At 74.4% G+C, this 22,176-nt stretch carries 13 protein-coding genes; 7 read left to right on the top strand and 6 right to left on the bottom strand.

Annotated elements, in window-relative coordinates; all coding sequences use genetic code 11:
• The first annotated feature begins 135 nt into the window (after positions 1 to 135).
• The 3 genes from Athai_RS24090 (at position 136) to Athai_RS24080 (ending at position 2,985) form a co-directional block, all read left to right on the top strand.
• Positions 136 to 711 carry an ArsR/SmtB family transcription factor gene (locus tag Athai_RS24090; RefSeq protein ID WP_203963606.1) on the top strand — a complete coding sequence of 192 codons (576 nt, stop codon included), beginning with the start codon at positions 136 to 138 and terminating at the stop codon, positions 709 to 711.
• A gap of 61 nt (positions 712 to 772) precedes the next feature.
• Positions 773 to 2,023, top strand: a complete 1,251-nt coding sequence (locus tag Athai_RS24085; RefSeq protein WP_203963605.1) for an MFS transporter — start codon at positions 773 to 775, stop codon at positions 2,021 to 2,023.
• Positions 2,024 to 2,061: 38 nt separating this feature from the next.
• Positions 2,062 to 2,985, top strand: coding sequence for an alpha/beta fold hydrolase (locus Athai_RS24080; RefSeq protein ID WP_203963604.1), 924 nt, complete (start codon positions 2,062 to 2,064; stop codon positions 2,983 to 2,985).
• Between the two features lie 64 nt (positions 2,986 to 3,049).
• On the opposite strand, the gene Athai_RS24075 is transcribed toward Athai_RS24080, so the two are convergent.
• Positions 3,050 to 3,619: a TetR/AcrR family transcriptional regulator gene (locus Athai_RS24075; RefSeq protein WP_239157131.1), complete on the bottom strand. Its 570-nt coding sequence runs from the start codon at positions 3,617 to 3,619 to the stop codon at positions 3,050 to 3,052.
• A gap of 71 nt (positions 3,620 to 3,690) precedes the next feature.
• Between Athai_RS24075 and Athai_RS24070 the strand changes: the two genes are divergently transcribed.
• From Athai_RS24070 to Athai_RS24060, 3 genes are all read left to right on the top strand, one after another.
• Positions 3,691 to 4,827: a serine hydrolase domain-containing protein gene (locus Athai_RS24070; protein ID WP_203963603.1), complete on the top strand. Its 1,137-nt coding sequence runs from the start codon at positions 3,691 to 3,693 to the stop codon at positions 4,825 to 4,827.
• Between the two features lie 188 nt (positions 4,828 to 5,015).
• Positions 5,016 to 6,353, top strand: coding sequence for an aspartate aminotransferase family protein (locus tag Athai_RS24065; protein WP_203963602.1), 1,338 nt, complete (start codon positions 5,016 to 5,018; stop codon positions 6,351 to 6,353).
• A complete protein-coding gene (locus tag Athai_RS24060; RefSeq protein WP_203963601.1) occupies positions 6,350 to 7,414 on the top strand; it encodes a potassium transporter TrkA in 1,065 nt (354 codons plus the stop codon). The genes Athai_RS24065 and Athai_RS24060 overlap by 4 nt, the downstream gene beginning before the upstream one ends.
• Positions 7,415 to 7,603: 189 nt before the next feature.
• Here Athai_RS24060 and Athai_RS24055 read toward each other — a convergent pair whose 3' ends face one another.
• From Athai_RS24055 to Athai_RS24035, 5 genes are all read right to left on the bottom strand, one after another.
• On the bottom strand, positions 7,604 to 8,872 hold the full coding sequence (locus Athai_RS24055) for an ATP-grasp domain-containing protein (RefSeq protein ID WP_203963600.1): 1,269 nt from the start codon (positions 8,870 to 8,872) through the stop codon (positions 7,604 to 7,606).
• A 673-nt stretch (positions 8,873 to 9,545) separates the two neighbouring features.
• On the bottom strand, positions 9,546 to 14,990 hold the full coding sequence (locus tag Athai_RS24050; protein WP_203963599.1) for a non-ribosomal peptide synthetase/MFS transporter: 5,445 nt from the start codon (positions 14,988 to 14,990) through the stop codon (positions 9,546 to 9,548).
• 64 nt (positions 14,991 to 15,054) lie between these two features.
• Entirely contained in the window at positions 15,055 to 20,862 is a 5,808-nt protein-coding gene (locus Athai_RS34895; protein WP_203963598.1) for a non-ribosomal peptide synthetase, read from the bottom strand.
• Positions 20,863 to 20,864: 2 nt separating this feature from the next.
• Complete coding sequence (locus Athai_RS34890; protein ID WP_203963597.1) at positions 20,865 to 21,257, bottom strand: condensation domain-containing protein; 393 nt, start codon at positions 21,255 to 21,257, stop codon at positions 20,865 to 20,867.
• Positions 21,250 to 21,456, bottom strand: a complete 207-nt coding sequence (locus tag Athai_RS24035) for an MbtH family protein (protein ID WP_203963596.1) — start codon at positions 21,454 to 21,456, stop codon at positions 21,250 to 21,252. The genes Athai_RS34890 and Athai_RS24035 overlap by 8 nt, the downstream gene beginning before the upstream one ends.
• 308 nt (positions 21,457 to 21,764) lie before the next feature.
• Here Athai_RS24035 and panD point away from each other — a divergent pair, with 308 nt between their 5' ends.
• Complete coding sequence (gene panD, locus Athai_RS24030; RefSeq protein WP_203963595.1) at positions 21,765 to 22,124, top strand: aspartate 1-decarboxylase; 360 nt, start codon at positions 21,765 to 21,767, stop codon at positions 22,122 to 22,124.
• Positions 22,125 to 22,176 lie beyond the last annotated feature (52 nt).

Below are 22,176 nucleotides of genomic sequence, written 5' to 3'. Positions count from 1 at the left end.
TTGTGACGCCGGTACGGCGCTGTCACCGCATCGGGTCGATCCACCGGCTCGGGCCAGCCGTACTCCGCGTGCCGGTGCGGTTGACAGGGCAGCTTTGAGAGAACACTATCGATACAGTTCTCTCAAAGGAGCAGCATGGCGAACCGGTTGGGCGACGTCGAACTCGACGCCCGTGGCATGCGGGCGCTGGCGCACCCGGTGCGGCTGGCGATCCTGCGCACCCTGCGCGAGCACGGCCCGTCCACCGCGACCCGGCTGGCACCGCTGGTCGGCGCCAGCCCCTCGGTGACCAGCTGGCACCTGCGGCACCTCGCCGAGCACGGCCTGGTCGAGGACGCACCGCACGACGGCGGTGGCCGCAGCCGCTGGTGGCGTGCGGCCGGCCGCGGCTTCCGGTTCCAGACCGATCCGGCCGACCCGGAGGCGGCGAACCGGCTGCGCGACGCGCTGCAGGCCGACGAGGGCGACCTGGTCGGACGCTGGACCGCGGAGGTGCGCCCGCACCTGGACGCCGACTGGTTGTCGGTGGCCACCCGCCGCAACACCGGGCTGCTGGCCACCGCCGAGGAACTGCGCGCGCTCGACGACGCGATCGAACAGCTGCTGCTGCCGCTGGCCCGGCGCGACCCCGCCGACGCGCCGCCGGACGCGCGCCGGACCCGGCTGCTGCTCCACCTGCTGCCGTCCGCCGAACCGGGCGCCGACCGGTGATCGCGCCCCGCGGTACCGGGGACGGTTGCGGGGCGTGCCGCCGACCCGGAGAACGCCCGGCGTGAGTACGTCGACGGCCGAGGCGCTGCCGCTCCGGCGCAACGGGCGGTTCCTGCGCTACTGGTTCGGCCACGCCACGTCGATGTTCGGCGACCAGATCTCCGCGCTGGCGATGCCCTACCTCGCCGCCACCACGCTGCACGCCGGCGCCGGCCAGCTCGGGGTGCTCACCGCGGTGCTGTGGGCGCCGCAGCTGCTGTCGCTGCTGGTCGGTACCGGGGTGGACCGGCTGCGCCGGGTGCGCCGCCCGCTGATCGTGGCGAACCTGATGCAGTGCCTGACCGTCGCGGCGGTCCCGGTCGCGGCGGTGTCCGGGGTGCTGTCGATGCCCCTGCTGTACGGGGTGGGGCTGGTGCTCGGCGCCGGCGCCGTGCTGTACGGCACCTCGTACCCGCGGTTCTTCGTCCGGGTGGTGCCGCGCACCCGGTACGTGACGGCGAACTCGCTGCTGTCCACCACGGGTTCGGCCGCGAACATCGCCGGCCCGGCCCTCGGCGGCGCCCTGATCCAGCTGCTGACCGCGCCGTTCGCGATGCTCGCGGACGCGGTCACGTTCCTGGTGTCGGCCGCCGCGATCCGTACCGTCGACGTCGCCGCGGCCGGCACGGACGACACCGGCCCCGAGCCGTACCTGCGGCGGCTTCGCGCCGGCGTCCGGTACCTGCGGCGGCATCCGCACCTGCGGGCCAGCCTGGGCTGCTCGACCACGATGAACTTCGCCGCGTTCGTGGTGCAGGCGCTGCTGGTGCTGTACGCGACGCGCGGGCTGCAGCTGGGCGCCGGCCGGATCGGCGCCGCGCTCGCCGTCGGTGCCGTCGGCGGCCTGATCGGCGCGATGGCGTCGGGCCGGATCGCCGTGATCCTCGGTACCGGCCGCACGATCGCGCTGGGCGCGGTGCTCTACTGCCTGCCGTTCGCCGGGCTGGTGCTGGCCGGCCCCGGGACACCAGGACTGTTGGTGCTGGCCGGCGTCGAGGCGGTGTCGAGCTTCGGTGTGATGCTGTTCGACGTGCACAACAACGCGTTGCGCGCCACCGTCACCCGCGACGACATGCGGGCCCGGGTCTCCGGCGCGTACTCCACCGTGAACTACGGCATCCGGCCGGTCGGCGCCCTGGTCGGCGGCGTCGCCGCGGCGCATCTCGGCCTCGCCCCGGTGCTGGCCGGAGCCGGCGCGCTCGGCGCGCTGTCGGTCCTGTGGCTGCTCGCCAGCCCGATCCGCCGGCTCCGCTCGCTCACCGACCTGGGGTGACCCGCCCATCGCACCGGTCGATCGGGTACACCAGTGGGATGGTCGTTCCCACCGAGATCGTCGAGCCGGTCCGGATCGAGGTACGCGACGGGCACCGGCTCGCCGTGCGGCGCCGCGGCGACGGTGGCGTACCGCTGCTGCTGGTGCACGGATTTCCCTGCACCAGCCGGATCTGGTCGCACAACCTGCTCCCGCTGGCGGCGGCCGGCTTCGACGTGGTGGCGCCGGACCTGCGCGGCTACGGCGACTCCGACTTCGCACCGGACGGGTGCTACGACTTCGCCGCCTTCGACACCGACCTGACCGACCTGTTCGACCGGCTCGGCTGGAACCGGGCGGTCGTCGCCGGGCACGACCTGGGCGCCATGGTCGGCATCGACCTGGCCAATCGGTACCCGGATCGGGTGGACCGGCTGGTGATCCTGGACGACTCGATGCCCGACCTGCCGGAGGCGTTCGCCGCGGCGGGCATCCCGCCGAGCCCGGCCAAGCCGGCCGTGTACGACTACCAGCGCCGGCAGGGCCGGCACGCCGACGAACTCGTCGCCGAGCTGAACACGCCGGAGCGGCGCCGCCGCTACGTCGGCGAGTTCTTCGGGCATCGATTGTGGTGCCCGCCGGACGCGTTCGACGAGGCCGACCTGGCGTTCCTGACCGAGCCGTACTCGGATGCCGCGCGGCTGCGCGCCGCGTTCGCCGACTACGAGGTCGTCATGGGTACCCGGCCGGTCTCGGCGCCGGAGCTGATCGACCGGCCGGTACGACAGCAGGCGCTGGTGCTGATCGGTACCGACCAGGTGACCAAGGGCGAGCACGCCGAGCAGCGCTGCGCGATCGCGTTCCCCGAAGCGGTCGGCCCGTTCTGGGTCCGGGGCGCCGGGCACTTCCTGCCTTGGGAGCGGCCGGAGCTGGTGAACCGGGCGATCCGCGCCTTCTGCGGCGACCTGCTGCTGCGCCGCTGACCGGCGCCGGGCACTCCGCCGCGGCGTGGCGGCACCGTTCGGTGCCGGTGGTGCCGCGCGCAGGTCACCGGCTCGGTTCGCTGAAGTCGCGCCGGACCATGACGACCAGGGCATCGACGTCGGCGTCGGACATCGGTGCACCTGTCATGCCCAGCCGGTGCAGCAGGGTACCGACGACGGTGTCGATGAGGAACAGCACGCGCTGCTCGGGCTCGCCGAGCGCTTTCTGCAACGCCAGCCGGTACGGGTCCTGGAACCGCGCGGCGAGCATCTCGCGCAGCGCCGGATCGCTGACCGCGTCGCTGAACACGCCGGCGAACGCGTCGCCGATGCCCGGCTCGCCGATCTTGCCAGCGATCCACCGGATGGCGGTTTCGATCAGTGCGCCGCGGTCGGTGGCGTCCAGCGGTGCCGGACCGAACGCGTCGAGTAGGCAGTCGATGATCAGCGCGCCCTTGGTCGGCCAGCGGCGGTAGACGGTGGTCTTGGCGATGCCGGCCGCAGTGGCGATCCGGTCGACGGTGGCCCGCGCGTAGCCCAGCTCGTGCACGGTGCGCAGCGTCGCGGCGAACACGGCCGCGTTGAGGCCGGCGCGGGGACGTCCGGGCGCGCGGTGCGCTGTGGTCGGCGTCATGTGTGCACGGTACCGCGAGTTGCGATACCTTGAGTATCGAAACCAAAGGTAGCGAAATTAAAGGGAGCATCATGAGTGAACCGCCGGCCGCCGCGTTGCAGGCCGCCCTGGACGACGTGCACCGCGCCGGGATGCCCGGCATCTTCGCCGAGGTCCGCGACGGCGCCGAGGTGTGGCGCGGCGCCGCCGGCGTCGCCGACCTCGACACCGGCCGCCCGGCCGGCCCCGAGCTGCGGCACCGGGTCGGCAGCATCACCAAGGCGTTCACCGCCGCCGCCGTGCTCCAACAGGTCGAGCAGGGCCGGATCGGCCTCGATACGCCGATCGGCCACTACCTGCCTCGGCTCGTGCCCGATGCGCGCGGCGAGGCAATCACGGTCCGGATGCTGCTCGGCCACACCAGCGGGCTGGCCGACTACCTGCCGTACGCATACCCGTCGCTGCGGGACTTCCCGGCCGTCGCCCGGACGACCCCAGCCAGCCTGGACGACCACCGGTTCACCCGATTCGACCCGGTGGAGCTGATCGGGCTGGGTGTCGCAGCGCCGCCCGCCGGCGCTCCGGGTGACGCGCCCGGCGTCTACTCCAACACCAACTACCTGCTGCTCGGCCAGCTGCTGGCGCACGTCACCGGCACCAGCGCCGAGCGCTACCTCACCGATCAGGTCATCGGCCGTGCCGGCCTGCGCGACACCACGCTGCCCACCGGTACCGGCATCGACGGGCCGCACTCGAAGCACTACGAAGCCTGGTTCGGCATGATCGACCCGCCCCGCGACTACAGCGTGTTCGACATGTCCTGGGTCGGCCCGGCCGCGTCGCTGATCTCGACGGTCGGCGACCTCAACCGGTTCTTCGGGCTGCTGCTCGCCGGGGAGATCGTCCGGCCCTCGTCGCTGGCGCAGATGCAGCGCACCGGCCCGGTGATCTCCTTCGAGGGCAGGACGATCGAGTACGGGCTGGGCCTGCACCGCGTCGAGCTGCCTGGCCACGGCACGTTCTGGGGCCACGACGGCACGGTCTGGGGTGGCGGTGCGATGTCGCTGACCCGAGCCGACCGCGGTCGGCAGTTCTCGATCGCGGTCAACCTGATGCGCCCCAACCGGATAGACGCGGCCGGCCGGCCGCTGCGGCACCCGCTCGACGATGCGCTGCCCGCTCTGTACCGGTTGGCGATGGCCGGCATCCCGGCGCCGACGCGCCGCTGAGCCCGATCCGGCGCCGCCGCGCCGCGGAGCCCGATCCGGCGCCGCCGCGCCGCGAGCCCGATCCGGCGCCGCCGGGCCGCGGTACCCGGCCCGGTTGGCCGATCCGGGTCGCCGAGGGCGCACGGGGCAGCCCCCGGCCGCGGTGCGCCGCTACGGTGGGGACACCATCGAGCATTCGGGGAGGGCGCATGGTGGACCGGACCAGCCGCGAGATCGACCGCCGGCACGTGTTCTATCCGTGGGCCGCGCAGGCGCGCATCGAGCCGGTCGTGGTGACCGGCGGCGCCGGCGCCCGCTTCACCGACGACACCGGCAGCAGCTACCTGGACTTCGCCTCGCAGCTGGTGCACGCCAACCTCGGCATGCAGCACCCGCGGCTGGTGGCCGCGCTGCACCGGCAGGTCGACCGGCTGTGCACGGTGTCGCCCAACCACGCCACCGACGTCAAGGCCGAGGCGGCCCGGCTGATCGCCGCGCACGCGCCGGGCGGGTTGGACACCGTCTTCTTCACCACCGGCGGTGCCGAGGCGGTGGAGAACGCGATCCGACTGGCCCGGTTGCACAGCGGGCGGCACAAGATCCTCGCCGCGTACCGCTCGTACCACGGGTCGACGGCCGGCGCGGTGACCGCGACCGGCGAGCCGCGGCGGTGGGCCAGCGAGCCCGGCATCCCCGGCGTGGTGCACTTCTTCGGGCCGTACCTCTACCGCTCCGCGTTCCACGCCACGACCGCCGCGCAGGAACGCGACCGGGCGTTGGAGCACCTGGAGCAGGTGATCTGCTTCGAGGGTCCGGACCAGGTCGCCGCGATCCTGCTGGAGCCGGTGGTGGGCACCAACGGGGTGCTGGTGCCGCCGGACGGCTACCTCGCCGGCGTCCGGGAACTCTGCGACCGCTACGGGATCCTGCTGATCGCCGACGAGGTCATGGTCGGGTTCGGCCGGGTCGGCGAGTGGTTCGCGGTCGACGCCTGGAATGTGGTGCCCGACCTGCTGACCTTCGCCAAGGGCGTCAACTCCGGGTACGTACCGCTCGGCGGGGTGCTGCTGTCCCCGGCGATCGCGGCCAGCTTCGCCGATCGCGCCTATCCCGGCGGCCTGACGTACTCCGGGCATCCGTTGGCGTGCGCGGTGGCGGCCGAGTCGGTCCGGGTGTTCGAGGACGACGACATTCCGGCGCGCGCCCGCCGGCTGGGTGAGACCGTGCTGGCGCCGGCCCTGGCGAAGATCGCCGAGCGGCACCCGTCGGTCGGCGAGGTGCGCGGTCGCGGGCTGTTCTGGGCGATCGAGCTGGTCACGGACCGCGACAGCCGTCGAATGCTGGTGCCCTACAACGCATCCGGCCCGGCTGCGGAACCGATGACGCGGGTGCTCGCGGCCTGCAAGCGGCGCGGCGTGTGGCCGTTCACGCACTTCAACCGGGTCCAGCTGGCGCCGCCGCTGATCATCGACGAGGCCCAGTTGGCGGAGGGGCTCGCGGCGGTGGACGAGGCGCTGACGGTCGCCGACGAGTACGTGACCGGATGACCGACACGCTGCTGATCCTCGGTACCGGATCGTTGGCCGGTTCGGTGTGCGGCTCGATCGCCGTGCTGGCACCGGAACCGCTGCGGTTGGTGCTGGTCGGCCGCGACGCCGGTCGGGCCGCCCGGCTGGGCTACCTGACCGCCACCCGGGCCCGGCTCGCGGGTCGCCCGGTGACCGTGCAGGTGGAGGTCGCAGACGCCACCGACCGGGCGGCGCTGGATCGGCTGGTCACCCGGTACCGGCCGGTCGGGGTCGCCTCGATCACCTCGCCGCAGTCCCCGTGGGAGCCGCAGCGGGCCCGGTCAGCCTGGACGGATCTGCTGGCGGACGCCGGCTTCGCCCTCACCCTGCCGTTCCAGGCGGCCGTCGCCGGGCGGGTCGCCGAGGTGCTCGCCGAGCGCGGCGGCTGGCTGGTCAACGCGAGCCTGCCCGATGCGGTCAACCCGCTGCTCGCGGCACGCGGCACCGCGCCGCTGTGCGGGGTCGGCAACGTCGGCATCCTCGCCGCGTCGCTCGCCGCGACCCTGCCGGCCGGTGCGCCGCTGCGCGTGGTCGGGCACCACTGGCACCTGCACGCGCCCGACGACCCGGCCGCCGAGGCGCGGGCATTCGTTGGTACCGAAGAGATCCCGGACGTGTTGGCCCGGCTCGCCGGACAGCGTGGCACCCCCCGGGAGATGCTCAACCAGGTCACCGGTCTCGCCTCCGCCCGGGTACTGCTGGGTCTGCTCGGTGTCGGCGAGGCGGCGGCGAGCGTGCCCGGCCCGCTGGGACTGCCCGGCGGCTACCCGGTACGGCTGGGCCGCGGCAGCGTCACCCTCGATCTCCCGCCCGGCCTGGACCGGGACCGCGCCGTCGCCCTCAACCAGGACTGGAGCCGCCGCGACGGCGTCTGGCTCGACGGCACCCAGGTGGTGTACGCGGACCGCGTCGTCCGCGCGCTGACCCGGTACGCGCCCGACCTCGCCGCCGGATTCGCCGCCACCGACCTCGACGCCGCGTATGCCGCCCTCACCGCACTGCGCACCGCCCTCCGCACCCAACCACCGCGCAACGAGTGAGCCCCGGTCGCCGGATGGTGTCGGTAAGGGGGCACGTCGTGCGGTTCCGACCCACATGTTTCGCGGCGGTGCACGGTCGGGGGCCGCGCTGCAGCCCGGCACCCGATCCGCGCGCCGGCGCGTCCGGCACCCGATCCGCGCGCCGGCGGTGAGCCCGGCCCGCGAGACGCGGACCGGGACACGCCGCGGCTACGGCTCGACGACGAGGTGCACGGTGTCGGCGAGTTCCTGGTAGGTCTGGGAGAGTTCGTCGCGGGTCTCGAGCCCGGCGACCAGGAAGTTGATCGGGAACGTCTCGTAGCTGTGGTCGAGCCGTTCGCCGATCGCGGTGGCGACCACCGTGCTGATCACGTCCGGATGGTCGCGGGCCTCGTCCAGCCCCTCGATCGCCACCAGCCGGCCCGATTCGTGGCCGAACACGGTGAGGGTGGCCAGCGGCGGCGGCAGCTTCGGCGTTCCCCGTTCGGGCCGTGGAGCGCCGGTGGCGAGCGCGATCAGCTCGGCGCGCGGGTCGACACCGGTGGCCACCGCGGTCAGCGGCCCGATCAGCTGGCCGCCGCCGCGGCCGGCGTTGACCTCGACCACGGTCGGGCCGAGCCGCGGATCGTCGTACAGCTCGACGTGCGCCAGGGTGCGATCGAGGCCGAGCGCGCGCGCCGCGGCGACCGCCGTGGCGGCCAGCCCGGCGACCCGCTCGGCGGCCAGCTCCAGCGGCGGCCAGCAGAAACCGCACTCGAAGTGGTCCCTGTCGACCAGGAACTTGTCCAGCACCAGCACCGGCTCCGGCTCGCCGTCGCGCACCACCAGCTCGACGCTGTACTCCCGGCCGGTCAGCATCGACTCGGCCAGGAACACCCGCGTCGGGTCCAGCGGTGTCTCGGTGTCCGGGTCGACCAGCATCCGGTCGTACATGCCGCCCAACGCGCCGGGCGCCGCCGCGGCAAGGTCCCGGTACGCGGTGGCCAGGCCGGCGACGTCGGACACCCGGCGCACCAGGTTGCTGCCGCTGCCGTTGACCGGCTTCACCACCGCGGGCAACCCGACCTGTTCGGCCACCGACGCCGCCGCCTCGGCCGAATCCAGCAACGCGAACCGGGGACCGGCCAGCCCGGCGGCGGCCAGCGCGCGGCGCGCCGCGTACTTGTGCCGGGCCCGGGACAGCGCCGCGGCGGGCGCGGCCGGCAACCCGACCAGCGCAGCAGCGGCGGCAGCAGGGACGATCGTGCCGTCGTGTACCGACAGGATCGCGGCCGGGGTGCCGCCACACATCATGATGGCGGCATCGGCGAGCGCCCGCGGGTCGGTCGGATCGTCGACCTGGCACAGGCCGTCGAGCTGCGGCCGCAGCCGGGTCAGCACGTCGTTCGCCGCGGCCCGGCCCAGCACCGCCATCGGCCGGAACCCGGCGTCTCGTACCGCCTCCGGCAGCATCGAGATCCCCGGTCCATGACTGGACACCAACACCACACCTCGCGTCCGCGAGGACGAGAAACCCTCCACAGGGCAGCCTCCGATCGCCTCTGTTCGAGCACACGTGTCGGACCGCGTCGTTCGTCGCGTGGTCCGTTGGTCCCGATCCGTCGCGCCCACACGGCACCGGCGGCACCGGGCGTGCGTCGCGTCGCGGCGATCTGCCACCCGCTGCCGGCGGGTGGGGATCTCGTTCACACCAGGTGCCGTGCCGTCGGGGTCTTCCCCGGAAGCCGAGCCCTCCCATGCGTTCCCGGACGTCGCGGGACCGCGGCGGCTCGATTCGCCATGTTCGTCAACAGGTGAGGACGCCGACACGGTAGGGCATCACCGCAAACCCATCGCGGGATCGCGGGCCGGAAGCCGTTCTGGTCGAGCGCTTCACCGACACGCGACGAGAGGTTTGGCCGGCGCACCGTCTCGGGCCTTTCGCGGCGGTCGCGCGGCATCCGGTTCAGCCCGGATGCGCGCCGCGAGCGGTGCCACGTGCTACCCGGCGGCGGCACCAACCCGGCAGCTCACACGGCATCCCGAGCGGCTCACGCGGCGTTCCGCGCGTCCCTGCGGCGTTCCGCGCGCCCCTGCGGCATCCCGAGCGGCTCACGCGGCGTTCCGAGCGCCCCTCCGGCGTGGCGAGCGTCCCTGCGGCGTTGCGAGCCGCTCAGGCGGCCTCCCGCGCGGGTGCCGCCGGTACCGCGCCGCGTTCCTGCGCGCCGACCAGATCGTCGGGCACGGCGTCGGGCACCTGCTCGTCGAACCGGGCCAACCGCCGCACCACCATCGCCCCGCCGGCCAGCAGCGCCATCGCCGCCCCGGCCAGCAGGTACACCAGGGCGATGCCGCGGCCCGGCCCGGTGCCGAGCAGCAGGCCGGCCGAGCCGGCCAGCGCGCCGTGCCGGGTCATCAGCGGTTCGACCAGCCGTACCGCCAGCGGCACCAGCAGGCCGAACCCGATCGGCAGGGTGGACCAGGCGACGAGCTGGTTGATGGCGAAAACCCGGCCGTGGAACCGTTGCGGCACCTTGACCTGGATGATGGTCAGGTAGATGCCGTTGACGACGGTGAGGCTCAGCGCCAGCCCGGCGACCCCGGCACCGACCAGCCAAGCGGACGGCCGCAGCGCGGTGACCACGCAGCTCACCGCGAGCAGCAGCATCGCGACCTGCACGCCGCGCATCCGGCGCTTCGACGGCCCGCCCCAGGCGGTCATCAGCAGCGCGCCGAGCACGCCGCCGATCGCGCTGGCGAACGAGACGCGGCCGACGGTGCCGATGTCGCCGAACGACAGCACCAGCGGCGAGATCAGCATCATCGGCGCCGCGAGGAACAGGTTGAACAGCGCGAACATCGCCAGCATGGCGCGGAATCCGCGGTTGTTCCAGACGTAGGTGAAGCCGTGCGCGATGTCGCGGACCAGCGTCTCGCGGCGACGCCAGCCGAGGGTGGCGGGGAACCGGACGACCAGTACGACGGCGATCGCGACCAGGTAGCTGACCACGTCGATGGCGAGGATGCCGCCCAGCTCGATGGCGGCCAGCAGCCCGGCGGCGATCAGCGGTACCAGCAGCTGCGCCACCCCGGTGGCGAGCTGGGTGATGCCGGTGGCGTGCCCCAGGTAGGCCTTGGGCACCAGTTGCGGCAGTGCCGCGGAGAACGCGAGCCGCTGGAAGGTGGCCGCCACCGACAGCAGCGACAGCAACGGGTACAGCGCCCACAGGTGCAGGTGCCCGCTCCACACCAGGACGCCGAGGGTCAGCTGGACGGCCATCGCGGTACCGTCGCCGGCGAGCATCACCGCGCGCCGGTTGACCCGGTCGACGATCGCACCGGCCAGCGGGGACACCAGCAGCCCCGGCACCAGGCTGAGCACGCCGAGCAGGCCGAGCTTGGCCAGCGACCCGGTCGCCAGGTAGACGAAGATCGGGATGGCCCAGCTGGTCAGCGACGAGCCGAGCAGCGAGACGAGCTGGCCGGCGGCCACTGCGACGAACCGGCGCAGGTCGGGTTTGACGGCACGGCGGGCCGGCGGGGTGTCGGCGCGGTTCGCGACGCCCTCCAGGTACCAACCGTCGGCCGGGCCGCGGGCCGGCTCGGCGAGCCGTTCGGTGCTGCCGGCGGCGATCGCGGGATGCACCCGGGTGACGATCTCGGCGAGCTCGGCGGCCCGGTACTTGAGGAAGAAGTGCCCGGCCTGGTCGAGCACGACGGCGGCGGTGGTGTCGGTGAGGAACTGCCATTCGGTGTAGCGCTCGGCGTGGAACTCGGTGGCCGGGTCCTGGTCGCCGACCACCGCGATCACCGGCGCCCCGATCGAACCGAGGTCGCCGTCGGTGTCCAGCAGGCTGGTGAAGTACTCCTCGGCGCTGCGCGAGTCGCGGCGCATGTTGCGGATGATGCGTCGGGCCTGCTCGGCGTCGAGGTCGTCCATGCTGACGCCCATCGACTTGAGCCAGTTCTCGTGGTTGCGGTCGGCGGACAGCCGGTCCATCGCGGCGACGCGGGAGAGCGTGCGCAGCACCCCGCGCGGTTGCGCGAACGGGAAGATCGCCCCGATGTACACGGCGGTCAGCGGCCTGCCGGCGGCGGTGAGTGCGCGGGCCAGCGCCACCGTGAGGGCACCGCCGACGCCGCAGTGCCCGTACAGCACCAGGGGCCCGGTGATGCGGGAGCGGATCTCGGCGACGCAGGCGGCGACCAGGTCGTCGAACGGCATCGAGTCCTGGTCCAGGCCGACGTCGTGGCCGGGGATGGCCAGCGCGTACAGCGCGTTCCCGGCGGGCAGCGCGTCGGCGAGCGGCTGGTAGGCGATGGCGCTGCCGCCGCCGTACGGGACGCACACGTAGCTGACGGTTGCCCGCCCGGCCGGGGTCAGCTGGTGCAGCAGCTGGACCGGGCGGTCGGTGTCGTCGTCGAGCAGCGCGGCGAGCGCGCGGATCGTCTTGTGCTTGAACACGTCCAGCACGCCGACGCGCGGCCGGTCGGGCAGCGCGCTACGCAGCCGGGCGACGACCTGGGTGGCGAGCAGCGAGTGGCCGCCGACGTCGAAGAAGTCGTCGTCGACGCCGATCGTCTCGACGCCCAGCACCGCCGCCCACACGTCGTGGACGGCACGTTCGGTGTCGGTGGCCGGCGGGGCCGACCCGGCACCCGCGCCGGGCGCCGCCGGTGCGGGCAGCGCGGCGCGGTCGAGCTTGCCGTTCGCGGTGACCGGCAGTGCCGGGATCGGCACCAGCGTCGCGGGCACCATGTAGTCGGGCAGTTCGGCACCGAGCGCGGTCCGCAGCTGCGCCGGGTCGGCGTCGCCGACCAGGTAGCCGACCAGCCGCTGGTCGCCGGGCCGGTCCTCGCGGACCACCATGGCGGCGTCGAGCACCCCGGGCTGGTCGCGCAGCGCGGCGGCGATCTCGCCCAGCTCGATCCGCAGGCCGCGCAGCTTGACCTGATCGTCGAGCCGGCCGAGGAACTCGATCGCGCCGTCGGCGGTGCGGACGCCGAGGTCGCCGGTGCGGTAGAGCCGGGAGCCGGGCGCGCCGTACGGGTCGGGCACGAACCGGTCCGCGGTCAGCCGGGGCCGGTCGTGGTAGCCCAGTGCCGGTGCGGCGCCGCCGATGCACAGCTCGCCGGGCAGCCCGGCCGGGCACGGTGCGCCGGCCGGGTCGAGGACGTGCACCGCCACGTTGTCGATCGCGGTGCCGAGCGGGACCCGGGAGCGCCCGGCGAGCGAATCGACGGTGCAGTCGTACGCCAGGACGTCGATCGCGGCCTCGGTCGGGCCGTACAGGTTGTGCAGCGCGGTGCCGGGGTGCCGGGCGAGGAAGTCGCGGGCGACCGCGACGGGCAGCTCCTCGCCGCTGCACACCACCCGGCGCAGCGACGTCGGGCCGGACGCGGTGTCGTCGGCGAGGTAGGCGGCGAGCATCGAGGGTACGAAGTGCGCGACGCTGACCCGGTGCCGGTCGATCGCGGCGCGCAGGTAGGCCGGATCCTTGTGCCCGTCCGGCGCCGCCAGCACCAGCCGGGCGCCGGTGCGCAGCGGCCAGAAGAACTCCCACACCGACACGTCGAAGCTGGCCGGCGTCTTCTGCAGGACCGCGTCGGCCGGCCCGATCGGGTAGGCGGCCTGCATCCAGTCGAGCCGGTTCAGCACCGCGCGGTGCGCGTTCAGCACGCCCTTCGGCTTGCCGGTCGACCCGGACGTGTAGATCAGGTACGCCGGCGCGTCGGCGCCGCCGTGCCACTCCGGGTTCGTGCCGGGCTGGTCGGCCCAGCCGGCCGGCTCGTCGGCGAGCAGCAGCGGGATCCCGGCATCGGTGCCGAGTTCGGCGTGGCCGCGGCGGCAGACCAGGGTGCCGGCGCCGGAGTCGGCCAGCAGGTAGCGCAACCGGTCACGCGGATGCCCGGGGTCCAGCGGCAGGTAGGCGGCGCCGGACTTGAGCACCGCGAGCAGCGTGACCGCGAGTTCGATCGACCGTTCCAGGCACACCGCGACCACGTCGCCGGGGCCGATTCCGTTGGCACCCAACCGGTGCGCCAGCCGGTTCGCCTGCTCGTTGCACTGCCGGTAGGTCAGCGTGCCGGTGTCGGTGACCAGGGCGGGCGCGTCCGGTCGGGCGGCGGCCTGCGCCTCGATCGCGGCGTGCAGCGGCTCGATGGGTATCGGCGTAACGGTGCCGGTCGCGGCGCGCGCCTCGGCCCGTGCATCGGCCAGCGCCAGCCGCGCGACGGGGGTGTCCGGGTCGGCGAGGGCCCGGTCGAGCAGCACCGGCAGCCGGTCGGCGAACCCGGCGATGCGGTCGGCGTCGAACAGGTCGGTGTTGTACACGAACAGGCAGTCCAGCCCCGACTCGGCCTCGAAGACGTACAGCTCCAGGTCGAACCGGGTGGACTCGGGTTCCATGGTGAACCAGCTGACGTCCAGGCTTTCGGCTTCGGCGGCGGACCCGGCGCGGGCGTAGTTCTGCATCGCCAGCGTCACCGAGAACACCGGCGGCCGGCTCACGTCGCGCGGCACGTTGAGTTCGGTGACGATGTGCTCGAACGGGGTGCCCTGATGCTCGTACCCGTTCAGCGCGGTGCCGCGCACCCGCGCCACCAGGTCGGTGAAGGTCGGGTCGCCGGCCAGCCGCATCCGCATCGCCAGCACGTTGGTGAACATGCCGACCAGCCCCTCCAGCTCCGGCCGGGTCCGGCCGGCGATCGGGGAGCCGATGGCGAAGTCGTCCTGCCGGGCGTACCGGCCGAGCAGCGTGGCGTAGCCGGCGAGCAGCGTCATGTACAGGGTGGCGCCGTGCGCGCGGGAGAAGTCGCGGATCGCGTCGGTGAGCGCCGCCGAGAGGTGGAACCGGTGGGTGTCGCCGGCGAAGGTCTGTTCGGCCGGGCGGGGCCGGTCGGTCGGCAGCTCCAGCGGCGGAACCGCGGCCAGCTCGCGCCGCCAGTAGTCCAGGTCGCGGCGGGCCGGCGTGCTGCCCTGGGTGGCCCGCTGCCAGGCCGCGAAGTCGCGGTAGCGCACCGCGGGCTCGGCCAGCGTCTCGCCGCTGCGGTAGGCCCGGAGCAGGTCGGCGACCAGCACGTCGGTCGACCAGCCGTCGATCGCGATGTGATGCACGTCGAGCACCAGCAGGTGGTCGTCGGCGGCGATGCGGACCAGGCAGGCGCGGATCGGCGGCTCGGTGGTCAGGTCGAACGGGAACGCCAGCTCGGTGCGGACCGCGGCCTCGACGGCGCGTTCGTCGCCGTCCACGGTGATCGTCGGCAGCGGGACCGGTGCGGGCGGGTCGACGACGATGCGGGGCCGGCCGTCGTCGGTGGCGGGGAAGCGCATCCGCAGCGTCTCGTGCCGCCGGCACACCTCGGTCAGCGCCGCGGCCATCGCGTCGCCGTCCACCGCGCCGCGCAGCCGCAGCACCACCGGCACGGTGTACGCGGTGCTGCCGGGCACCAGCTGGTCCATGAACCAGAGCCGCTCCTGGGCGTACGACAGGATCGGCTCGGCGTCGTCGGCGCACCGGTCGATGGTGCCGGGTGTCTCGGCGTGCGCGGTGCGGGCGCGGCGCAGCCGGTCGGCGAGCAGCGCGCGTTTGGCGTCGGGGAGCTTGGCGGTGGTCATCGGCGCACCTCCCGGAACGTCGGTCGACCCGGTCGTCGCGATGCCCGGCGCCTCCCGCTCGCGGTCATCGTGGCTCGTCGGCGAGTTCGGCGTCGGTCGACTCGTCGATGTCGTCCAGCAGCAGCCGTTCCAGCTCGGCGGCGAAGCCGCGCACCGTCGGATGCCCGAACAGGGTCCGGATCGGGATCGGCAGGTCGACCGCGGCGCTGAGCCGGGCCACCGCGCGGGTGGCGAGCAGCGAGTGGCCGCCGAGGTCGAAGAAGTCGTCGGTGGCGGCGAGCGGGCCGCGGCCGAGCGTCTCGGCCCAGACCTGGGCGACCAGCTCCTCGGCGTCGCCGTCCGGCGGTGTCGCGTCGCCGGCGGCCGGCGCGTCCGGTGCCGGCAGCGCGGCGCGGTCGAGCTTTCCGTTGGCGGTCAACGGAAAACGATCCAGCGGGACGATCGCGGCGGGCAGCAGGTGGGCCGGCAGCACGGTGGCCAGCTCGGCCCGCAGCGCCGCGGCGTCGGCGTCACCGACGACGTAGCCGACCAGACAGGGCTGGTCGCTCGGGTCGCGGTGGACCAGCACCGCGGCCTGCGCGACGCCCGGCCGGGAGGCCAGCGCCGCCTCGACCTCGCCCGGCTCGACCCGGTGGCCGCGCACCTTGACCTGCTCGTCGAACCGGCCGAGGAACTCCAGCTGGCCGTCGGCGCGCCAGCGCACCCGGTCGCCGGTGCGGTACCAGCGGCCCCCGCCCGGCGCTGGCACGAAGGCCGCGGCGGTGGCGGCCGGGCGGCCGAGGTAGCCGCGGGCGAGCCCGGCGCCGCCGAGGTACAGCTCGCCGGCTACACCGATCGGCACCCGCCGGCCGCCCCCGTCCCGCACGCTGACCCGGGTGTCGCCGACCGGCCGGCCGATCGGCAGCCGGTGCGACAGCTCGGCGCCGGTCAGGTCGGCGGCCGTGGCGATGATCGTCGCCTCGGTCGGCCCGTACGTGTTGAGCACCCGGACGCGGTCACCCACCCGGCGCCGCCAGGCGGCCAGCGCCTCGGTGCCGACCTGGTCGCCGCCGAGGATCAGCAGCCGCAGCCCGGCCGGCCAGTCCAGGACCAGGTCGGTGCCGACCAGCTCGTGCCAGTACGAGGTGGGCAGGTCGAGCACGGTCGCGCCGGCTCCGTCGCCGGTGCGCAGGTAGTCGGGCAGTTCGGCGGCGGGGCCGTCCGGTACCAGCGCGGTGGCGCCGCTGGCCAGGCCCGGCCACAGTTCCTCGGCGTGGGTGTCGAAGCTGGTCGAGGCGAACTGGACGATGCGGTCGTCGCCGGTGATCCGGTAGTGCTCGGTCATCCAGGCGACGCGGGCGGCCAGGGCCCGGTGCGGCACGCCGACCGCCTTCGGGTCGCCGGTGGAGCCGGAGGTGTAGCAGACGTAGGCGAGGTCGTCCGGCCGGCCGGCGGCCGGCAGCGTGCCGGCACCGGCTTCGTCGGGCCGGATCGAGGTGACGCCGGGCCAGCCGCCGCCGGCGCCGATCACCTGCCGCACACCGCTGTCGGCGACCATGTACGCCAGTCGGGCGGCGGGGTAGCGCGGGTCCAGCGGCAGGTAGCCGGCGCCGGCCCGCCAGCAGGCGAGCATGCCGGCGATCGCGTCCGGGCCGGGCGGCAGGTGCACGCCGACCACGGAACCGGGTGTCACCCCGGCGTCGACGAGCCGGGCCCCGAGCCGGTCGGCGTGCTCGAACAGCTCGGCGTAGCGCACGTCGCGGCCGGCGTGCCGGATCGCGGTCCGGCCCGGGTCGATCCGGGCCACCCGCGCCGGCACCAGCTCGTACGGTGGCAGGGCCGGGCCCTGCTCGGCGTCGCGCAGCCGGTCGAGCTCCCCGGCCGCCAGCAGGTCCACAGTGGACAGGTTGGCCGCCGGGTCGGCGGCCACGGCGCGCAACAGCACCTCGAACCGGGCGGCCAGCCGCTCTATGGTCGCCTCGTCGAACAGCTCCGCGGCGTAGGTGAACCGGGTGTGCAGCCCGCCCCCGGCCTCCCGCCACGCCTCCAGGGTCAGGTCGCAGGTGGCCGGATGGTCGCCCTCGTCGTACGAGGTGGTGGTCAGCCCGGCGAACTCGGCCCGCGAGGTGCCCTGGTTCTGGAAGGTGAACACCGCCTGGAACACCGGCGTGCGGCTGGTGTCGCGGGGCAGCTTCAGCTCGGCGGTCAGCGTCTCGAACGGCACGTGCTGGTGCTGGTAGGCGGCCAGCGTGCTGCTCCGGGTGCGGCGCAGCACGTCGACGAAGGCCGGATCGCCGCGCAGGTCGCCGCGCAGCACCAGGGTGTTGGTGAAGTAACCGATCAGCGGCTCGAACTCGATCCGGTCCCGGCCCGCGATCGGCGCCCCGACCAGCACGTCGTCCTGGCCGGCGTGCCGGCCGAGCAGCACCTGGTAGGCGGCGAGCAGCAGCATGAACATCGTGCTCTGCTCGGCGGCGGCCAGCTCGGCGAGCCGCTCGGTCAGCTGCGGGTCGAGGTCGCGGACCACCCGCCCGCCGGCCGAGCCGCGGACCGGCGGGCGGGGCCGGTCGGTCGGCAGCTCCAGGGTCGGCGGGTCGGCCAGCGAGTCGCGCCAGTGCGCCAGCGACGCCTCGGCGTCCGGGCCGGTCAGCACCTCCTGCTGCCACCCGACGTGGTCGCCGTAGTGGTGCGGCAGCGCCGGCAGCGGGCGGCCGGAGTAGGCGGCGGCCAGTTCGTCCAGCAGTACGGTCATCGACCAGCCGTCGGCGACGATGTGGTGCAGCACCAGGCACAGCAGGTACTCGTCGTCGGCGACGGTGAGCAGGCTGGGCCGCAGCGGCGGGCCGGCGGTCAGGTCGAACGGCCGGCGCAGCCGGTCGGCGACCGCGGTCGCCGCCGCCTCGGCCGGATCGGGCCGGTCCCGCAAGTCCACGTATTCCCAGTCGACCGGCGCGGCCGGCGCAACGTGTTGCCGGCCCTGCCCGTCGCGGTCCAGGAAGCGGGTGCGCAGCGGCGCGTGCCGGGCCACCACGGTGTCCAGCGCGCGGCGCAGCGCCTCGACGTCGAGCCGGCCGTGCAGCCGGCGCACGATCGGCACGTTGTAGGCGGGATCGGCCGGATCGAGCTGGTGCAGGAACCACAGCCGCTGCTGCCCGGCGGACAGCGGCAGCTCGCCGATCTCGCCGGTGTGCGGCACCGCGATCGCGCCCGCGCCGGCGCGGGCGGCGGCCACCGCGCGGGCCAGCCCGGCGACGGTCGGTGCGGCGAACATGGCGCCGAGCGTCACCTCGACGCCCAGCACGGCGCGGATCCGGGCCAGGATCGCGGCGGCGCGCAGCGAGTGGCCGCCGAGCGCGAAGAAGTCGTCGTCCGGGCCGATCGTGGCAACCCCGAGCACCTGCGCCCAGATGCCGGCGACCGCCTCCTCGTCGGTGTTGCGGTAGCGCACCTCGCCGGTGCCCGACGGGCCGGTGGGGGTGGGCAGCGCGGACCGGTCGAGCTTGCCGCTGGGCGAGACCGGCAGCCGGTCCACGGTGCTCAGCACCGACGGCACCGCGGCGTCCGGCAGCGTCGCGCGCAGCGCGGCGCGGTCCGGCGGGGTGCCGACCACCCAGCCGACCAGGACCGGCTCGCCGGTGGCGTCCGGGCGCAGGTCGGCGGCGGCGGCCCGGACCCCGGGTGCGGCCCGCAGCGCGGCCTCGACCTCGCCGAGTTCGACGCGCTGGCCGCGGATCTTGACCTGCCCGTCCCGCCGGCCGCGGAACTCCAGCACGCTGCCGTCCGGCCGCCAGCGGCCGAGATCGCCGGTGCGGTACAGCCGGGCGCCGGGCGGCCCGTACGGGTCGGGCACGAAGCTGGCCGCGGTCGCCGCCGGGCGGTGCAGGTAGCCGAGAGCGGGTGCGGCGCCGCCGAGGCAGATCTCGCCGATGGTGCCCGGCGGTACCGGCCGGAGCCGGTCGTCGAGCACGTGGACGGCGACGTTGTCGATCGGCGTGCCCAGCGGCACCGTGGTCAGGTCGGGGTCGGCCAGCGCGTCGGGCGCGCAGTGCCAGGCGGTGACGTCGACCGCGGCCTCGGTCGGTCCGTAAAGGTTGTGCAGCTCGGCGGGCAGGGCGCCCACGCAGCGCCGCGCCAGCGCCACCGGCAGCTCCTCGCCGCTGGTGACGATGCGGCGCAGGGTGCGGCCGGCGCCGGCCGGCAGCGCGTCCAGGAACGGCCCGAGCATCGACGGGACGAAGTGTGCGGTGGTCACGCCGGCCCGGTCGACCAGCTCGGCCAGGTACGCCGGGTCGCGGTGTCCGTCGGGCCGGGCGAAGACCACGGTCGCGCCGGCCAGCAGCGGCCAGAACAGCTCCCACACCGACACGTCGAAGCTGATCGGCGTCTTCTGCAGCACGGCGTCGTCGGCGCCCAGCCGGAACCGGCGCTGCATCCAGCAGAGCCGGTTGACGATGGCGCGGTGGCTGGTCAGCACGCCCTTGGGGCGGCCGGTCGAGCCGGACGTGTAGATCAGGTACGCGGCGGCGCCCGGGTCGCGGTGCGCTCCGCCGCGCGGGTGCTGGTGGGACGCGGCGTCCGGGGCGGCGTCGGTCGGCTCGATCGGGTCGTCCAGGCAGCGGATCCGGGCGCCGGTGGCCGGCAGCTGGCCGAGCCGGGCTCGGTCGGCGAGCAGCACCGGCGCCGCGGCGTCGTCGAGCATGAACCGGATCCGGTCGGCCGGGTATCCGGGGTCGACCGGCAGGTAGTGCCCGCCGGCGCGCAGCACCGCGAGCAGCGCGGTGAGCAGGTTCGGTCCGCGGTCGGCGCAGACCGCGACCGGGGTGCCCGGCCCGACGCCGGCCTCGGCGAGTTCGGCGGCGAGCGCGCCGGCCCGCCGCCACAACCGGTGGTAGCTCAGCTCGCCGGTCTCGGCGGCCACCGCGGTCGCGTCGGGGGTGCGCCGCACCTGCGCGCCGATCAGCTCGTCGAGGGTGCCGTCGGGGTGGGCCACCGGCTCGGGGCGGGCGGTGGCTTCGGCGAACTCCCGGTCGGTGAGCAGCGGCAACGCGCCGATGCGCTGCTGCGGCGCGGCCAGCCCGGCGGCGAGCAGCCGCTGGTAGCGGTCGGCGAACGCGGTGACGGTGGCGGCGTCGAACAGGTCGGTGCGGTACTCGATCCGGCCGGTGGAGGTGGCGAGTTCGAGCAGCAGGTCGTCGCGGGCGGTGCCGTAGCTGGCGTCCAGGCCGGAGTGCGGCAGGTGGTTGAACGACAGCTGGTAGAGCGGGCGCACCGCCGGGTCGCGGTCCAGGCCGAGCCGGTCGACCAGCAGCTGGACCGGAACGTCGGCGTGTTCGTGGGCGCCGAGCACCGCCTCGCGGACCCGGCCGACGAGGTCGGCGAAGCTGGGGTCGCCGCCGGTGTCGACCCGGATCACCACCGGGTTGACGAACATTCCGATCAGCGGGGCGAGTTCGGGTCGGTCGCGGCCGTCGACGGGCAGCCCGACGACGATGTCGGTGCTGCCGGACAGCCGGGTCAGCAGCGCGAGGTACCCGGCCAGCAGCACCATCGCCTCGGTCGCGGACAGTGCCCGGGCGGTGTCGGCGAGCCGGCCGGTGACGCTCTCCGCCAGCTCGAACCGGTGTTCGGCACCGGCGAACGACGCGTGCTGCGGACGGGGCCGGTCGGTGGGCAGCTCGTGCACGGTGGGCAGACCGGCGAGCCGGTCGAGCCAGTAACCGACGGACTTCGAGCCGCCGGTGAGCTGGTCGCGCTGCCACGCCGCCCAGTCCGCGTACTGGATGGCCAGCTCGGGCAGCGCCGCCGGCCGGTGGGCGGTGGCCGCGGCGAGCAGCTCGGTGAGGTCGTCGCGCAGCACCGCAAGCGAGCCGGCGTCGAACACTGCGTGATGCACGATCAGCAGCAGCAGCCGGCCCGGGTACCGCGGTCGAGCACGGTGGCGTGCCACAGCGGCGCGGTGTCGATCGGCATCGGCCGGGCGACCAGGGCGCGCACCGTCTCGGTGAACGTGTCCTCGTCGGGGCCGATGGTCATCGTCGGGCAGTCGACCGGCACCGTCGGCGCGATCTCCTGCACCAGCCCGTCGGTGGTCAGCCGCAGCGCGGTGCGCAGCGGCTCGTGCCGGTCGACCAGGCCGCGCAGCGCGGTGTGCACGGCGGCGTGGTCGGCGTCGGCGGGCAGCGGCAGCGGCGCGATGACGTGGTAGACGGGCGATTCGGGGTCGAGCTGGTTGGCCAGCCAGACCCGCTCCTGCGCGTACGACGCCGCCGCGACGAACGGATCAGTCACGGTTGCCGGCCTGCTCGGTCGCCGCCCGCAGGCTGGCCGGCCGCAGGTCGGTCCAGACCTTCTCGACGTGATCCAGGCAGTCGTTCCGCGGCCCGGTGAAGCCGGACCGGTGCCAGCCGGCCGGCAGCTCGCGATCGGCCGGCCAGGTCGAGTACTGACCTTCGTCGTTGTGCACCACGCTGTGCAGCTCGTCGGCCATGTCAGCTCCTGAGGTCGTGTCGTCCAGCGCGTCAGCTCAACCGGACCGCTACCGGGCATGCAGACGATAGCCGACCGGCGCAAGGCCAAAATGGCGGAAATCCGTTATGTCCCAGGCGTTTCCACCGTATGGATCGACAGGGGTTGCAGGTGCCCGAGACCGTACCTACGATCGCCGCAGGTCACCGCGAGATCCACGGTGGCCGATATGGAGCGACTCGGTCCGACCGACGGGTGCCGCATCATTCCGGCGAAACGGATGCCGGTCTGCGCTGCGCCGTTGCCTTTCCACGGGGAGTGAACTGGCGCATGTTCCGGACGATGCTGCGAGCCAAGATCCATCGAGCCACCGTCACCCGGGCCGACCTGCACTACGTCGGCTCGATCACGGTGGACGCCGACCTGATGGCGGCGGCCGACCTGGCGCCCAACGAGCTGGTGCACGTGGTGGACATCAACAACGGTGCGCGGCTGGAAACGTACGTGATCGAGGGCGCCGCGGGTTCCGGCGAGATCGGCATGAACGGCGCCGCCGCCCGGCTGATCCAGCCCGGCGACCTGATCATCATCATCGCCTACGGCATCGTCGCCGACGGCGAGAAGGTCGAGCCGCGCATCGTGCACGTGGACGCCGCCAACCGGATCGTCGACCCGGCCGTGGGCGGCTGAGCCGCCGGTTCGGCTCCGCCCCGCCGTCCGTCCTTCGGCCCGCATCCACGGG

The sequence above is a fragment of the Actinocatenispora thailandica genome (assembly GCF_016865425.1).
Classification (GTDB): Bacteria; Actinomycetota; Actinomycetes; order Mycobacteriales; family Micromonosporaceae; genus Actinocatenispora; species Actinocatenispora thailandica.
Note: the sequence above shows the minus strand (reverse complement) of the source record. Positions and strands in the feature narration are given on the sequence as shown.

Coding starts and splice junctions, on each gene's coding strand:
- Athai_RS24060 (WP_203963601.1), top strand. CDS start 6,350: ATGACCGACACGCTGCTGATCCTCGGTACCGGATCGTTGGCCGGTTCG.
- Athai_RS24080 (WP_203963604.1), top strand. CDS start 2,062: ATGGTCGTTCCCACCGAGATCGTCGAGCCGGTCCGGATCGAGGTACGC.
- Athai_RS24070 (WP_203963603.1), top strand. CDS start 3,691: ATGAGTGAACCGCCGGCCGCCGCGTTGCAGGCCGCCCTGGACGACGTG.
- panD (WP_203963595.1), top strand. CDS start 21,765: ATGTTCCGGACGATGCTGCGAGCCAAGATCCATCGAGCCACCGTCACC.
- Athai_RS24065 (WP_203963602.1), top strand. CDS start 5,016: ATGGTGGACCGGACCAGCCGCGAGATCGACCGCCGGCACGTGTTCTAT.
- Athai_RS24035 (WP_203963596.1), bottom strand. CDS start 21,456: ATGGCCGACGAGCTGCACAGCGTGGTGCACAACGACGAAGGTCAGTAC.
- Athai_RS24075 (WP_239157131.1), bottom strand. CDS start 3,619: ATGACGCCGACCACAGCGCACCGCGCGCCCGGACGTCCCCGCGCCGGC.
- Athai_RS24090 (WP_203963606.1), top strand. CDS start 136: ATGGCGAACCGGTTGGGCGACGTCGAACTCGACGCCCGTGGCATGCGG.
- Athai_RS24050 (WP_203963599.1), bottom strand. CDS start 14,990: ATGACCACCGCCAAGCTCCCCGACGCCAAACGCGCGCTGCTCGCCGAC.